The sequence below is a fragment of the Exiguobacterium sp. CH10 genome (genome assembly GCF_018617635.1).
In the GTDB taxonomy this organism is placed as follows: Bacteria; Bacillota; Bacilli; order Exiguobacteriales; family Exiguobacteriaceae; genus Exiguobacterium; species Exiguobacterium aestuarii_A.
On record NZ_JACSKO010000001.1, the window covers coordinates 582402 to 597641 of the forward strand.

The window sequence follows — 15240 nt, forward strand, 5'->3', positions numbered from 1 at the left end:
TTCCCCCTTAAAGTAATTCGAAGACACCAGCCGCGCCCATTCCGCCGCCGATACACATCGTGACAACCCCATACTTCTCATTGCGTCGTTTCATCTCATGCAAGATCGAAACAGAAAGTTTTGCTCCTGTACACCCGAGTGGGTGACCGAGGGCGATGGCGCCGCCGTTCACATTCACTTTCGATGGATCGATTCCGAGTTCACGGATGACACCGAGTGATTGGCTCGCGAACGCTTCGTTCAACTCGAACAATCCGACTTCTTCTAACTTCACGCCAGCCATTTCGAGTGCTTTTGGAATGGCGACGACTGGACCGATTCCCATCACTTCCGGACGGACACCACCGACTGCGAACGAGAGGAACTTCGCCATCGGTTGTAACCCTTGGCGTTCTGCTTCTTCACGATCCATGACGAGGACTGCTGCCGCTCCGTCTGACACTTGTGAGGCGTTACCCGCCGTGACCGATCCTTTGATTTTGAAAGCTGGGCGAAGTTTACCGAGTGCTTCAATTGTCGAATCGGCACGGACACCTTCGTCATGCTTCACGACTTTCTCCACTTCTGCGACTTTACCGTCTTCACCGAGCACGTGCTCGATGACCGTCACAGGAACGATTTCTTCCTGGAACTTGCCACCCGCGATCGCTGCAGCCGCTTTTTGGTGACTGTTGATAGCAAACGCATCTTGGTCTTCGCGCGAGATGTTATATTCGGCCGCGACACGCTCTGCCGTGTGACCCATGCTCATGTAGTACTCAGGTGCCGTCTCCATGATGTGTGGGTTTGGACGGATGACGTGACCACCCATCGGTACTTGGCTCATCGATTCCATACCGCCGGCGATGATCGCCGTTGCTTGACCGATCATGATTTTTGCCGCCGCATCCGCGATGGCTTGAAGACCTGACGAGCAGTAGCGGTTGATGGTGATCGCTGGAACTTCGTGCGACAGTCCCCCCCGGACCGCCGCATAGCGAGCGATGTTCATCCCTTGCTCCGCTTCTGGCATCGCACAACCCATGATGACGTCATCAATCGGGCCTTTATATCCTGAACGCTCAAGCGTTGCCTTGATGGCATATCCCGCGAGCTCGTCCGAACGAACGTTACGGAACGAACCGCGTTTTGCTTTTCCGACCGGCGTCCGTGCGCCGGCTACGATGACTGCTTCCCTCATCTGTTATGTCCCCCTTTATCAGTTCCGTAGTGGTTTGCCTTTCACGAGCATATGTTGCATCCGTTGTTGTGACTTCGGCTCCCCGATGAGGCTCAAGAAGGCTTCACGCTCGATGTCGAGGAAGTACTGTTCGTCGACGAGCGTACCGTACGCCAAATCGCCACCACTGATGACATGTGCGAGTTTCTTCGCAATCTTCAAATCATGCTCTGAAATATAACCGCCGTAGAACATTTCATACGCCGCGAGTTCGAGCGTCGCTTTACCCGTTTGACCGACGACTGGCAATTTCTCACGAACCGGTGCCGTATACCCATCGGCAAGTTCAAGTACCGTCTGTTTCGCATCGAACGTCAAGTGATCACGGTTCATCGAGATCCCGTCGACTGCACGGTGGTAACCGAGTGTCTTCGCATCAAATGCCGACTTCGATACTTTCGCCATCGCGATGTTCTCGAACGTCTGTTGCGCCGCCTTCTCGATGTTTTGCATCGATTTTGGCGTCTGTTCAAGGAGACGACGATACGTGTTGACATTTCCGCCCCCACCTGGGATGAGACCGACACCGACTTCGACGAGACCCATGTATGTCTCCAGCGCAGCTTGCATACGTGCTGCCGGTAAGCTGATTTCCGTTCCGCCACCGAGCGTCATGCCGTATGGTGCGGCGACGACCGGGCGACTTGAATAACGAATCTTTTGAACGACTTGTTGGAACTTGTTGATGATCCAATCGAGTTCGAACCAGTTCTCGTCTTCTGCTTCCATGAGCATCATCGCAAGGTTCGCGCCGACACAGAAGTTCTTGCCGTCGTTCGCGAGAACCATTCCTTTGAAGTCTTTCTCGACACGATCAATCGACTGTTCGATCATCTGCATGATGTCGACACCGATTGCGTTGTTTGGTGATGTGAATTCGAGTGCGACGACGTCATCGCCGATATCGACGAGGCGTGCCCCACCGTTCTCTAAGATGATGCCGTTTGATTTTGCGAGTGGCTTGAGTTTCAATTCTTTCGGGTTGACGGTCTTCTCGACATACGCCTTCGACGCTTTATCGTAATACTGGTCTCCCTTATAGAATGACGTGTTACCTGCAGCAAGCATCTCATCGATCCATGCCGGGACGTCGTATCCTTCCGCTTTCATACGTTCGACTGATTTTTCAACACCGAGGGCATCCCACATTTCGAACGGTCCGAATTTCCAACCGAAGCCCCACTTCATCGCATCGTCAATCGCAACGATTGTGTCTGCAATCTCTCCAGTAAGACGCCCCGAGTAAGCGAGCGTCTTCGCCGTGATTGGCCAGAGCAGTTGTCCGACGCGACCTTTGTTCAAGATGGCACCTTTCAACTTCGCTTTCGAACCAGGAAGTGATTTGATTTGATCGAGCTCAGGACCTGTAATCGCTTTCAATTGTTCGTATTCGAACGTTTGAAGATTCAATTCCTGAATGACCTTTCCTTCTTTCTTATAGAAACCTTGACCGGCTTTCTGTCCGATCCAACCTTTTTCCACGAGTTGCTTCATTTCTGAAGGGACGTCGAACGTGTCCTTCTCTTCCCCAGCTTCGAGCGTCTCGTAGACGTTACCCGCCACGTGGACGAACGTGTCGATTCCGACGACATCGAGTGTGCGGAACGTCGCTGATTTCGGGCGACCGATGAGTGGACCTGTGATTGAATCCATCTCTCCGATTGACGCGTTTTGCTTGAGCATCTCTTCGAACGTGACGAGGAGACCGTATGTCCCGATTCGGTTACCGATGAAGTTCGGCGTGTCTTTGGCTTCGACGACACCTTTCCCGAGTCGGTCTTCCGCGAAGCGTGACATGAAGTCGATGACCGGGCGTGCTGTCTTCTCCGTCGGGATGAGTTCGAGCAACTTCAAGTAGCGCGGTGGGTTGAAGAAGTGCGTTCCGAGGAAGCGTGATTTCAATCCTTCCGGAAGGGCACTTGCCATCGCTTCGATGGAGATCCCTGACGTGTTCGAGCTGAGGATCGCATCTTCACGGATGTAAGGTGCAATCTTCTCGAAGAGCTGTTGCTTCACATCGAGGCGCTCGACGACGACTTCGATGACCCAGTCCGCTTCTTTCAAACGCTCTAAATCATCTTCTAAGTTCCCGACTTCGATGAAGTTGAGATGGTCGGCTGTCGCAAGTGGTGCCGGATTTTGTTTCAATAGCTTCTGACGGTTTTCTGAGGCGATGCGATTTCGTACTTCTGGTGACTCAAGCGTCAACCCTTTCGCTTCCTCTTTTGCTGTCAATTCACGTGGTACGATGTCGAGCATGAGCGAACGAATCCCCGCGTTCGCCAAGTGAGCCGCAATCCCCGCCCCCATTACTCCTGAACCGATGACGACCGCAAAACGAATTGAGTTCGTCAAACGGAGGTCGGTTGATTGTTCGATGTGACTCGTCATAGTGTTCCCCCCTAAAATGAGAATGAATAGTGATTCATTTCACGCGTAAAAAAAATCGCAATCACCATCGTGTTTACTCTTCTATCATAAATGAATGAACATTCATTCGCAAGCGTTCATTTTTCAATTTCATTCCATTTTTTGATTGAACGATTAGTTTTCAATCGATGTGGTATAGACAAAAAGAGTCAAATTCAGAAAGGGGAATGTACGCATGCGCGATAATCGTCTGAACACTGCAGGTAGTCGAAAGGATTTTGAGTCGTTTAAAAAGGACGCACAAGAACAGGCGCACCAACCAGGAATCGATTCGAAGATGGAGCCCTTCCCGATCTATGAACGGGAAGACTATAAGGGAAGTGACAAGTTAAAAGACAAGGTCGCGATCATCACCGGCGGGGATTCCGGGATTGGGAAATCGGTCGCCATCTTCTTCGCCCATGAAGGTGCGAACTCGGTCATCGTTTATAAGGACCAAAACGAGCTCGAGGACGCGGAAGCGACGAAAGAACGGATTGAAGACTTGGGCCAAGCCTGTCTCTTGCTCCAAGGAGACCTCGGGGAATCTTCTTTCTGTCAACGAATCGTCGAGGAGACGCTCGAGACGTTCGGTCATATCGACATCCTCGTCAATAACGCCGCCGAGCAGCATCCGCAGGAATCACTTCTCGACATCTCGGACGAACAACTCGAGAAGACGTTCCGCACGAACATCTTCAGCATGTTTTACTTAACGAAAGCCGCGCTCCCTTATTTAAAAGAAGGAGCCAGCATCATCAATACGACCTCGATTACGGCATATGAAGGAAACGATCAGCTAATTGACTATGCGTCGACGAAAGGCGCGATCACCGCGTTCACCCGCTCGCTCGCCAAAAACTTGGCGGACAAAAAGATTCGCGTCAACGGGGTCGCCCCCGGACCGATTTGGACACCGCTCATCCCATCGACGTTCGATGCGGAGAAGGTCAAATCGTTCGGGGACTCTTCCGGTATGAAACGTCCGGGGCAACCGGCCGAACTCGCACCGGCCTATGTCTATCTTGCAAGCGATGACTCGACGTACGTCAGTGGTCAAGTCATTCACGTCAATGGTGGTACAGTGATTAATGGATAATTTTGAAACAGGCTCAGTCATCAGGTACTGAGTCTGTTTTTATGGGAAATTAATCCACTACATGATACAGTGGTTAACAGATATTACTTCGTTAATCAGATGAAAGGAAGGAGTTAGTGATAGATGATTCATTATCAATTGACAAAAAATGATTTTTTCATGCTACAAAAAAATTTTATTGAAAACTCGGTTTCGGAAAAACGGAAATCTTTACTTATCACGATTGTGCTCATGTTGCTGACAGCTTTTTATGGATTTGCCCTCGCAATCACCTTGTTACCTGAAACAATGTCCGCCGCCATCATCCTCATACTCGCTGTCGGTACCGCTGTTGTAGCACCGCTTCTCTTGTTCCCTTTCTTCAAGAAAGTGCATTTTACAATTAGGCTGAAACTATTGCGTTCCATATTTCGACAGGAATCGAAATGGCCACGTGACTTGACATTATCAATTTATGAGAACGGAATTGAAGTCAACTCTCTCCACAACGCCGTCAATAAACAGGTTCGAGTCTCATGGAAAGCAATTGAAAGAGTAAGTGAAGACGAAATCAACTATTATCTATACATCGAAGCGACGGAAGCAATTATTATACCGAAGCGAAAGTTGAGTGAGACTAATCAAACAACCATCAATCACTTGTTACAAAAATACTTAAATATCACTCTCTAAGCAACTATATTCAAGGTTCAATACTCCCTAGACATACATGCATATGACAAACTACAAAGGAGCAGATGTTATGGTCACCACGTACAAACTGACGCTTGAAGATTTTTCAGCTTTCCAAAACGACATGATTCACCATTCTGATCAACATAAACGAATTCGCAGCGTATGGTTGAAATATATGAATATTCCGCTATTCGCGCTTGGGTTCATTGCTACAATCTTATTATTTCCTAATCTCGAATCGACGATGACACGATTGTTGATCACATTTGGAATTGGGATGTTGTTCGCCCTATTACTTAGACCGCTGTTTAAAGATTTACATGCCCCACTCTACCTTTGGCAGATCCGTCGCATCCTCAAAAAACAGAACGTTTGGCCAAAAGACATTAAGCTTCAGTTTTCTGAAACTCACGTCGAAATGCAAGCCGTTCGCGGTAGTATCCACCGTACGACACAAGTTACTTGGACATCTATTCTTCGCGTATATCAAGACGAGTCGTATCGCTTCCTTTATTATGAAGAGGATGAAGCTTTGATTATCCCGAAAATGAAAGATGGGATTACCGAAGTCGAACAAAGTGAAATCGATCGGATACTCGAAAAACATCTACACACAGAAAAGCACACAAGTTCAACGTGAACTCGTGTGCTTGTTTTATTTCTTCACCATTCCTTTTAATACGAACGCCACGTTCGCCGGACGCTCCGCGAGGCGGCGCATGAAGTAACCGTACCAGTCACGGCCGTATGGCACGTAGACGCGGACTTTATAGCCTTGGCGTACGAGCTCGAGTTGACGCTCGACGCGGATGCCGTATAGCATCTGGAACTCGAACTGGTCGAGTGGGATGTTGTTTTCTTTGACGTGCTCGATGACGGCGTCAATCATATGGTCATCGTGTGTCGCGATGGATGCGTAGTTTCCGTTCGCAAGATGGAGTTTGACGAGCTTCACGTAGTTATGGTCGACGTCCTCTTTTTCAGGGAACGCGACCGTCGCCGGCTCTTTATATGCCCCTTTGACAATCCGGAGGTTCGGCTTGAGCGGTGCGAGGTGATTGATGTCATCTTCCGAGCGGTACAAGTACGACTGGATGACCGTTCCGAGACCATCAAATTCACCCTTCAGCTTCTTGAACAACTCGAGCGTCTTCTCACAACGCTGCTCATCTTCCATATCGATGGCCACAAAGACCCCTACTTCTCGTGCGACCGTTAGGATTTGACGCATGTTGTCTTCAATCAACTCGTCTGAGATGTCGAATCCGAGTGACGTCAATTTAAGGGACATATAGGCGTCTAATTGTTCTTCTGCCATAATTTCAATCGCACGAATGATTTCGTCACGATTCGTATTCGCTTCTTCGACCGTCTTAATAAATTCCCCGAGGTGGTCGACCGTGACCGACAACCCTTTCGCGTTCAATTCGCGAATCGTCGGAACGGAAGCCTTAAAGTCTTCCCCTGCTACAAAGCGTGATGCACCAAATCGTAGGCCATATTTCTTTGCCAAACTGTTGAGTGTTTTGTTTTGTGACATGTAGATAAATCCATCGCGCAACACTTTTTCCATCTGATTTTCCCCCTTACTTTTACACCCATCTATCTCTATGATGATGTCTGCAATTATTATGACACACAAACGTCAATTCGTCTGTATTTTTGTAACCGTTTGCAGCACTTTCTTCCCAACTTTTCAAAAAAGACAGACGCCCCGTAGGACGGCTGTCTTATAGGCTTGTCGAAGGTGCGACATAGAGTAAAATACTGAGGAAGATGAACACACTTCCCGCTAGGACGAATAAGTGCCAAATCGCATGGTTGAACGGCAGTTTTTGCCACACATAAAACACGATTCCGACCGAATAGGCAATCCCTCCTGCGAGGAGAAGCATGAACCCTTGATGCCCGAGTGATTCATAGAGCGGACGGATGGCAATGATGCAGATCCAGCCGAGTGCGAGGTATGTCACGTTTGACACCCACATGTACTTCCCGGTCGAAAATAGTTTCCAGATGATTCCGAGAATCGCCACTCCCCATACAATCCCGAATAACGTCCAGCCGAGCGTCCCGTGAAGCGTCACAAGAGCAAACGGCGTATAGCTTCCGGCGATGAGTAAGTAAATCCCCGCATGGTCAAACACTTGCAGCACCCGCTTCGCTCGTGGATGCGGGATGGCGTGCATGAGCGTCGAGAATAAGTAGAGTAAAATCATCGATGCCCCGAACACGCTGACCGCCGTAACGTTCCACGTGCTCCCACTTTCCGTCGCACTCATGACGAGTAAGACGAGGGCGACGATGCTGAAGATGACTCCTAAGCCGTGCGTGATCGCGCTCGCGATCTCTTCCCCGAGCGTGTCGGCATGGAGCATCTCTTTGAGTTGTTCTTGTTTCATATGCTCCCACCTTCCATAACTGTTCCCTCTAGTATGGACATTTCCCGATTTAAACGCAATCGAAAACACGGGCTACCGATTAGCCCGTGTCGAGATTATGCGACTTCTTTCACCGGAACGTCACATTCCATTTGTGCAGCCCGCATCGCGCGTGCCCGCTTGTGGAACAAGACGAGCAACGTCAACGTCCCGAGTGTCGAAATGACATACGGAAGGACCCCGTCCAGTTTGAATCCGATTGGTGCCGTCAAAATATAGAACCAGACCGCATACAACATGAACGTCCCTGGAAGGAGCGCGATGTAGTGGTTGCGTCCTTTAATATACAGGTACATCGCCCCGACGAACAGTGCGATGACCGCCGTCGTCTGGTTCGCCCAGTTGAAGTATTGCCAGAGCATCTGGAAGTCCATGTTCGTGAGCACGTATGAGATCGCGAAGAGTGGCAGTGCGATCCAGAGGCGTGACGAGAACTTCTTCTGCGCGATCGACAAGTAGTCCGCGATGATCATACGGGCGCTACGGAATGCCGTGTCGCCTGATGTGATCGGCAAGACGATGACACCGAGAATCGCGAGCGTTCCACCGATGCTACCGAGCATGAGTGTCGCCACTTCTTGGACGACGAGTGCCGGCGTCCCTGAGTTGATGAGTCCGAGCAATTCACCTGGCTCGAAGATGGCCATCGCAGCCCCAGCCCAAATCATGGCGATGACGGCTTCCGCGATCATCATACCGTAAAAGATTTCACGGCCGTTGCTTTCTTTCATCGTCGTCCGCGAGATGATCGGCGACTGTGTCGCATGGAAGCCAGAGAGCGCCCCACACGAAATCGTGAAGAAGAGGAGCGGCCAGATCGGCAAGCCGTCCGGATGCATGTTCGTCAATGTCATTTCTGGGATTTGGTAACCTTGTGCGAACAAGCTGACCGCGATCCCGATAGCACTGACGACGAGTAGTGCCCCAAAGAACGGGTATATGCGTCCGATGATCTTATCGACCGGAAGGAGCGTCGCCAAGATATAGTAGGCGAACACACCGAAGATGACGAACATGAGCGTCGATGCGTTTCCATCAAACAAGTTGTTGATCATGTTACTCGGAGACGTGACGAACACTGTTCCGACGAGTAAAAGAAGTAAAAGTGCGAATCCGTTGACGATATGACGGAGCGAGCGTCCGAGGAACTTCTCCGCTAGTTGTGGCAAGTGTGCCCCGTTATTCCGAAGGGAAATCATTCCTGTCAAATAGTCGTGTACCGCCCCGGCAAAAATCGACCCGAAGACGATCCAAAGAAACGCGACCGGTCCGTAGAGCGCCCCCATGATCGGTCCAAAGATTGGTCCGACACCGGCGATGTTCAGTAATTGAATCATCGAGTTCCGCTTTTTACCCATCGGCACGTAATCGATGCCGTCCTGGGAAGCGTAAGCGGGCGTCGTCCGCTCTTCCTTGATGCCGAACGTCTTCTCGACGTAACGACCATATACCAAATACCCGACCAAAAGTAGTGCGAGTGCGACAAAGAATGTAATCATCTGTCAGTCCCCTTTTCCGTCCATATGTAGCTGATCCCCGCCAGCTCTTCGGTTTACATGTGTCATGTAACCGATTACATGATTGATTATACAAGAAGAATCCATGGAATGTAAGGGTTTTCATTCACATTTTTGCCACAAAAAATGAGCCTCCATTCAGGAAGCTCATTTCCAATTAACGAAGCGCTGGTTCACCGACGTGGCCGGCACCGACGACTTTCATTTCCGACTTCGTCTGACCGTCTTTTTCACTGACGACTTCGACTGTTTGGCGAAGCTTGAGCGGTTTGACAGACAGTACATATTCTCCGTTCTCATTTGCGACCGTCTGAGCCAATACACGATTGCCGTCGCGAAGCGTCACGTCTGCTCCAGGAGCCGTCATTCCCGTCACGCGTTTTGAGCCCGGTTTGATCGTATCCACTGTGAGGTTTAACACGAACTCTGGTGCTGTCGGCTCGAGACCGAGCGTATACGTCCGGAAGAGACGCCCCGCTGCGTCCGCACGAGTCGCGTCTGTCGCTTCGATGCCTTCGTAAAGGTTCAAGTACTGCTTGCCGGCATCTGCTGTCTCAAATGTCACAGAACGTTTCGCGTCCGCGACAATCTTCCAGTTGTTGTCGGCTTTATAGTCCAAGTTGCTGCCACTCGACACGATATAGTCCGAGATGACGTTACGTGTCTCATACGCTGAGCGATAGACGATGTTCTTCCCGCCACCGAGACCTGGGAATGAAGACGAACCGGCACGATAGTTGTTCGTCGCGACCAAGAACTCTTGGTCCATCGTGATCGGTTGACCGTTATACTCGACGTTCTTCACACGGTTGGCGTTCTCGTTGACGAGCTTCCCGCCGACATCGAACTTCGCCGGACCTGTGACATCGATCTCATACGTCAAGCCGTCGAGGACGTCGAAGTTATAGCTACGGAACTGGAGGTTGAGGAGGTTTTCCCCATCTGTCTCGATTTGGTCATATGCCCCCGCTGACATCTCGAGCCAGTCCATGACGTCTTTCCCTGTCACTTTGACGACTTCAAGCGTGTTCGGATAAACATATAAGTCCGCCACGTTCTTCAAGGCGATTTGACCTTTGGGGATGTTCGTGTAATAGCTCGCGTCCGTCAACTCACGACCGCCCGCTTTGAACGGTGCCCCTGCCGACAAGAGTGGCAGACCTTTATAAGGTGAAAGCTCCGGGTTCGTCTCGAGTTCTTTCTCGACGTACCATTTCTGTGCGTTCGTCACGAACTGGACCGATGCATCGTCACGGACGAGCGCGAAGTAGCTTTGAATATCGTCTTGAATCTGACCAACCGGCTGGTTGATGTAGTCGATTGTCGCCAAGTGGTCGTCTTCGATCAACGCCTGAATTGTCGGGTCGACCGTCGTATCAGCTGTCACCGTGTCGAGCGTGGCTGATGCGTCAAGAATCTGCCATTTGCCGTCGACGAGTTCGAGTTCGAAATCGATGACACCGAGGTCTTTCCCTTGGTTGTTCGCCATGACGACCGGTTTGCCGTTGATCGTCCCTTTTGCCATATCGACGTTCGGGAACGAAGCGAACATACCTTTCGCATCTGGGAAGCGACCGTGCTGGTGCCCCGTCATGACCATGTCGAGCCCATCAATCTTCGTGAGCGCATATCCGACGTTCTCTTCGCTGTCGAGTTGTTCGTCCGCAAGTGCTGCACTTTCGCCGATGCCTGAGTGCGCGAGCGCGACGACGACGTCCGCTCCTTGGTCTTTCAATTTTTGAACCGATTCACGTGCCGATGGGATGATGTCCTCTGCCGTCACGCGGCCTTGTAGGTTCCCTGAATCCCATGACATGATTTTCGGCGGCACGACACCGAACACACCGACTTTGATTGTATGTGTTTCCCCGTCCAAGTCTGTGACCGTCCGTTCGATGATTTGGACCTCTTGTCCATCCACGTTGAACTTCGAGACGATTGGGTTGCCTTCTAAGTCCTTGACGTTCGAGTTGACGAAACGGAGCTTCCCTTTTGATCCTTCCATCGCGTTGTACAAGAATTCGAGCCCGAAGTTGAATTCGTGGTTCCCGAGTGTGACGGCGTCATAGTTGAGTGCTGCCATCGCTTGATACATCGGATGTTCGAACGCTTCATTTTTCCCAGCTTGAAGCTCACGAACATAGTCGCCAAATGGTGTCCCTTGAATCGTATCGCCGTTATCGAACAAGAACGTGTTCGATTCCCCAGCGGCTGTACGATGTTCATTGATGAGTGTCGCGACTTTCGTCAACCCGATCGTGTTGTCGACCTTGTCTTGGAAGTAGTCATAGTTCGTGATGTTCGTATGTAAGTCTGTCGTCTCTAAGAAACGGAGCTTGACGATATCCTCGTCGACTTCTGCCAAAACGTTTGGTGCCTGTAGCGGTAAAACGGTTGGTAACACGAGCGCGGTCGCGATCGACCATTTTAATGCACTTTTCATGTGATTGTCCCCTTTGTCTGGTTGATAAGTGTCTAACCATACTCAATATAACACCAGCCTCGTTGACCTTCTATTAAAATTTTGTATAAAAAAGACCCAATTTCCTTTACAGAAATTAGGTCTTTCGTCTTATGAGCGTTTAATCCGTACGGTGAACGGACCGTCCCCTTCCACGTTCTCGAACGTGACGGAAATCGGGTAGGCATGTTTGCTGTGGACCGGGTTCTCAAGACGGATTGTCGTGAGACCGACAACTTCTTCTCCACTCATAAGTTCGAGTGGGAGTTGTTCCACATTTAAATCGTGGGCATAGCCGTTTCGGAGAAGGAGCGTCGTTGTGACACGCGTCTCGTCTTGTTCGACGGCGACGAGCATCATGTTAAACTCGTCTTCCCCGACCGGTGGTGTCGCAACGTTCGTGCGCATCACTTGTTGCCACGCCCCTGGCGAGAACTGTTCCATCGCCTCACGTGAGATGGCTTGGATCGCGTCGATCGGGTTCATTTGGAAGACGAGACGAAGTGGTGATGACGGATCGATCTCGCCAAACAATTCATCTTGAAGGAAATCGAGGTAGACGGGCTTACTCGTCCACGGCTCGAAGTTCGGGAGCGCCGAACGTTCCAATACTTTTCGTCCGAGCGGCATGTTGTTCGCGTCGAGCAACAAGACCGGAAGTTCGTTGATTTCAAACGAACTCGGGAGCGTGTTGCGGAACAACGCGACAATCGACAAGTCCTGACCGAGCGACTCTGCGCTCAACAGTTCGATTGAGAGCTGGTTGTCGAGGAGTGCCGGGAGTCGTTTCGCATGATAACGGAAGACGTACTCATCTTCTTTCGGGATTCCCATCTCATCATCGAAGACGAGCGTCAACTGACGCCCTTCTTCCGTTTTGCCTGTCTCGATTTGTTTTCGCTTACGAAATCCTAACATTACACTTCCTCCTCTGCCGTCTCAACGAAGTACAGGTCGAGCTGGCATAGTTCTACCGTCACGTCACGGGCGATGTTGACATACGTCTGTTCGAAGATGTCCAACCCTTCTTTGCTGAAGAGACGACTTGGATCTTCTTGGGCATAGCTCCGTAGACCGATTCCTTCTTTCAATCCACTCATCATCGTCAAGTGGTCCGTCCATTTCGTATCAAGGGCACGAAGGAGCGACTCTTTCGTGAATAAGACGACGTCTTCTCGCGTAAGGCGCGCTTCTGTTTTTTGGATGATTTCTTCCATCCAATCCTTTAATGCTTCTTTCAACTCGTACGTATCCGCGATGTCATTCGACCAAGTCGGCTCTTGCATCGTCAAATAGCGCAAGTCTTCTTTCAATTCGGCGACTGGCCATTCTTCTGGAACGAGTTCGTCCGAGACGTGCATGTCGATACTGTTCTCAAGGGCGAGACGCATCATGCTGAGCACGTTTTTCGTGATGGCATCCGCATCGGCATTGACGGCCTGGTCGCGAATCGTATAGATGATGTTCCGTTGTTCGTTCAAGACGTCATCGAGCTTGAACAAGTAGTCGCGGATCGATACGCCGATTCCTTCAATCGTCGTCTGGGCGTATTCCACCACATCGATCGCTTCTTTTGACGAGATCTCACCGGTCGCGTTCGGCTTCAGTTTCTTCTCGACGCGTTCTAGTTTTTGTGTAGCATATCGTTTCACAATCTCATCTTCGAGCGAGACGAAGAACTCAGTCTCCCCTGGGTCACCTTGGCGCCCAGAGCGTCCACGAAGCTGGTTGTCGACACGTTGCGACTCATGACGTTCCGTTCCGACGACGAATAGTCCACCTGCTGCTTTCGACTTCGCATCGAGCATGATGTCCGTTCCGCGTCCCGCCATGTTCGTCGCGATCGTCACTTTCCCGAACTGTCCGGCGTCGGCGATGATGTCGGCTTCTTGTGCGACCGTCTTCGCATTCAACACGTCATGTTTGATCCGTTTCTTCTTCAAATGTTTGCTGATCGCCTCGGATTGCGCGATCGATGTCGTTCCGATCAAGACCGGACGTCCCATCGCATGCAATTCGTCGACTTTTTCCGTCACGGCCGCATACTTCTGCTCGATCGTCATGAAGATACGGTCCGGATGGTCGATTCGTTTCCGTTCACGGTTCGTCGGCACTTGCACGACGTCCATGTTGTACGTTTTCAAGAACTCTTGGCGTGACGTCTGTGCCGTCCCCGTCATCCCGCCGACGAGCGGATACATGCGGAAGTAATGCTGGATCGTGATCTCCGCCGTCGTCTTGTTCTCCTCGGTGATCGTGACGCCTTCTTTCGCCTCAAGCGCCTGATGCAATCCTTCCGAGAGACTACGTCCTTCCATGATACGTCCCGTGAACAAGTCGATCAGCTCGATCTTGTCGTCACGGACGATATAGTCGACATCGAGTTCGAACAACACGTTCGCACGGAGCGCCTGGACGAGATAGTGATAGAGCACCTGATGCGACGCACTGAACAAGTTGTCGATGGCGAACAACTCTTCGATCTTGGTAATTCCCGCTTCGGTGAACGAGGCCGCCTTCGATTCCAAATCGACTTCATAGTCCGTCTCTTCAAAGTTCGAGATGACTTGTTGTGCGAGCTGTTTCAAGCGGATGTGCGAGCGGTCCTTTTGTGCGATGATGAGCGGCGTCTTCGCCTCATCGATCAAGATGCTGTCCACTTCGTCGACGAGAGCGAAATGGAACGGGCGCTGGACGCGTTCTTCCGGCTTCCCGACAAGGTGGTCACGCAAATAGTCGAACCCGAACTCGGTCCCGACCCCGTACGTGATATCCGCTTGATAAGCGGCGCGCTTCTCGTCTGGTTCGATGTCCGGCACGTTCAAGCCAACCGTCAAACCGAGGAAGTCATGAATTTTACCGATTTGTTCGGCGTCACGTCTCGCCAAATAATCGTTCACGGTGATGACGTGGACGCCTTTTCCTTCAAGCGCCTTGACGTAACTCGGCAAAGCAGCGACGAGCGTCTTCCCTTCCCCTGTCGGCATCTCCGAGATGTTTCCTTCGAGAAGGGCGAATCCACCAATGAGCTGGACGTCGTAATGACGCATCCCGAGCACGCGGACCGATGCTTCGCGGACGAGGGCGAACCCTTCTTCGGCGATGTCATCGACTTTCTTTCCATCTAAGAGACGTGCTTTGAGCGTCTCCGTATATGTACGCATCTCGTCATCCGAGAGTGCTTGCATCGTTGTCTCTAAGTCGTTGATTCGCGCGACCCGTCGTTCGTACGCTTTCAAACGCCGGCTTTGATCATTCGTTAATTGTTTTACAAATTGGATCACACTAATAGCCTCCATCTTTCTGTCAATTCATCTGTTACATACTCGTCTATTATAACGAAAATCGAGTGAATTCGGAGATTTTTTTACGAAAACTTCCTAAAAGTTGGTTTTTGTCATGTTAAAAACCTATAAATT

At 50.7% G+C, this 15240-nt stretch carries 11 protein-coding genes; 3 read left to right on the forward strand and 8 right to left on the reverse strand.

Annotated features, from left to right (window positions below):
* Positions 1 to 7: 7 nt before the first annotated feature.
* Both KNP04_RS03020 and KNP04_RS03025 read right to left on the reverse strand, forming a co-directional pair.
* Positions 8 to 1180 (reverse strand): acetyl-CoA C-acetyltransferase, encoded by a 1173-nt coding sequence (locus KNP04_RS03020; RefSeq protein WP_012726865.1) that lies wholly within the window; start codon positions 1178 to 1180, stop codon positions 8 to 10.
* A gap of 18 nt (positions 1181 to 1198) precedes the next feature.
* On the reverse strand, positions 1199 to 3610 hold the full coding sequence (locus KNP04_RS03025) for a 3-hydroxyacyl-CoA dehydrogenase/enoyl-CoA hydratase family protein (protein WP_214874613.1): 2412 nt from the start codon (positions 3608 to 3610) through the stop codon (positions 1199 to 1201).
* A gap of 214 nt (positions 3611 to 3824) precedes the next feature.
* On the opposite strand from KNP04_RS03025, the gene KNP04_RS03030 reads away from it, so the two are divergent.
* From KNP04_RS03030 to KNP04_RS03040, 3 genes are all read left to right on the forward strand, one after another.
* Positions 3825 to 4727: an SDR family oxidoreductase gene (locus KNP04_RS03030; RefSeq protein WP_214820570.1), complete on the forward strand. Its 903-nt coding sequence runs from the start codon at positions 3825 to 3827 to the stop codon at positions 4725 to 4727.
* 123 nt (positions 4728 to 4850) lie between these two features.
* Positions 4851 to 5399, forward strand: a complete 549-nt coding sequence (locus tag KNP04_RS03035; RefSeq protein WP_214874614.1) for a YcxB family protein — start codon at positions 4851 to 4853, stop codon at positions 5397 to 5399.
* A 70-nt stretch (positions 5400 to 5469) separates the two neighbouring features.
* Positions 5470 to 6042 carry a YcxB family protein gene (locus tag KNP04_RS03040; RefSeq protein ID WP_214874615.1) on the forward strand — a complete coding sequence of 191 codons (573 nt, stop codon included), beginning with the start codon at positions 5470 to 5472 and terminating at the stop codon, positions 6040 to 6042.
* A 15-nt stretch (positions 6043 to 6057) separates the two neighbouring features.
* Here the strand turns inward: KNP04_RS03040 and KNP04_RS03045 are convergent, their stop codons facing one another.
* The 6 genes from KNP04_RS03045 to secA2 all read right to left on the reverse strand — a co-directional run bounded on the left by KNP04_RS03045 (position 6058) and on the right by secA2 (position 15105).
* Positions 6058 to 6975 carry a proline dehydrogenase family protein gene (locus KNP04_RS03045; RefSeq protein ID WP_214874616.1) on the reverse strand — a complete coding sequence of 306 codons (918 nt, stop codon included), beginning with the start codon at positions 6973 to 6975 and terminating at the stop codon, positions 6058 to 6060.
* A gap of 157 nt (positions 6976 to 7132) precedes the next feature.
* Positions 7133 to 7804, reverse strand: coding sequence for a PAQR family membrane homeostasis protein TrhA (gene trhA / locus KNP04_RS03050; RefSeq protein WP_074033553.1), 672 nt, complete (start codon positions 7802 to 7804; stop codon positions 7133 to 7135).
* Positions 7805 to 7899: 95 nt separating this feature from the next.
* Positions 7900 to 9342 carry a carbon starvation CstA family protein gene (locus tag KNP04_RS03055; protein WP_214874617.1) on the reverse strand — a complete coding sequence of 481 codons (1443 nt, stop codon included), beginning with the start codon at positions 9340 to 9342 and terminating at the stop codon, positions 7900 to 7902.
* A gap of 175 nt (positions 9343 to 9517) precedes the next feature.
* On the reverse strand, positions 9518 to 11803 hold the full coding sequence (locus KNP04_RS03060) for a bifunctional 2',3'-cyclic-nucleotide 2'-phosphodiesterase/3'-nucleotidase (protein ID WP_251129814.1): 2286 nt from the start codon (positions 11801 to 11803) through the stop codon (positions 9518 to 9520).
* Positions 11804 to 11932: 129 nt separating this feature from the next.
* Positions 11933 to 12739 (reverse strand): SLAP domain-containing protein, encoded by an 807-nt coding sequence (locus tag KNP04_RS03065; RefSeq protein WP_214874618.1) that lies wholly within the window; start codon positions 12737 to 12739, stop codon positions 11933 to 11935.
* On the reverse strand, positions 12739 to 15105 hold the full coding sequence (gene secA2 / locus KNP04_RS03070) for an accessory Sec system translocase SecA2 (RefSeq protein WP_214874619.1): 2367 nt from the start codon (positions 15103 to 15105) through the stop codon (positions 12739 to 12741). Before secA2 ends, KNP04_RS03065 begins: the two co-directional genes overlap by 1 nt.
* Positions 15106 to 15240 lie beyond the last annotated feature (135 nt).

Excerpts from the sequence above, each read along its gene's own strand:
- KNP04_RS03020 (WP_012726865.1), bottom strand. The coding sequence starts at position 1,180 with ATGAGGGAAGCAGTCATCGTAGCCGGCGCACGGACGCCGGTCGGAAAA.
- KNP04_RS03025 (WP_214874613.1), bottom strand. The coding sequence starts at position 3,610 with ATGACGAGTCACATCGAACAATCAACCGACCTCCGTTTGACGAACTCA.
- KNP04_RS03030 (WP_214820570.1), top strand. The coding sequence starts at position 3,825 with ATGCGCGATAATCGTCTGAACACTGCAGGTAGTCGAAAGGATTTTGAG.
- KNP04_RS03035 (WP_214874614.1), top strand. The coding sequence starts at position 4,851 with ATGATTCATTATCAATTGACAAAAAATGATTTTTTCATGCTACAAAAA.
- KNP04_RS03040 (WP_214874615.1), top strand. The coding sequence starts at position 5,470 with ATGGTCACCACGTACAAACTGACGCTTGAAGATTTTTCAGCTTTCCAA.
- KNP04_RS03045 (WP_214874616.1), bottom strand. The coding sequence starts at position 6,975 with ATGGAAAAAGTGTTGCGCGATGGATTTATCTACATGTCACAAAACAAA.
- trhA (WP_074033553.1), bottom strand. The coding sequence starts at position 7,804 with ATGAAACAAGAACAACTCAAAGAGATGCTCCATGCCGACACGCTCGGG.
- KNP04_RS03055 (WP_214874617.1), bottom strand. The coding sequence starts at position 9,342 with ATGATTACATTCTTTGTCGCACTCGCACTACTTTTGGTCGGGTATTTG.
- KNP04_RS03060 (WP_251129814.1), bottom strand. The coding sequence starts at position 11,803 with ATGAAAAGTGCATTAAAATGGTCGATCGCGACCGCGCTCGTGTTACCA.
- KNP04_RS03065 (WP_214874618.1), bottom strand. The coding sequence starts at position 12,739 with ATGTTAGGATTTCGTAAGCGAAAACAAATCGAGACAGGCAAAACGGAA.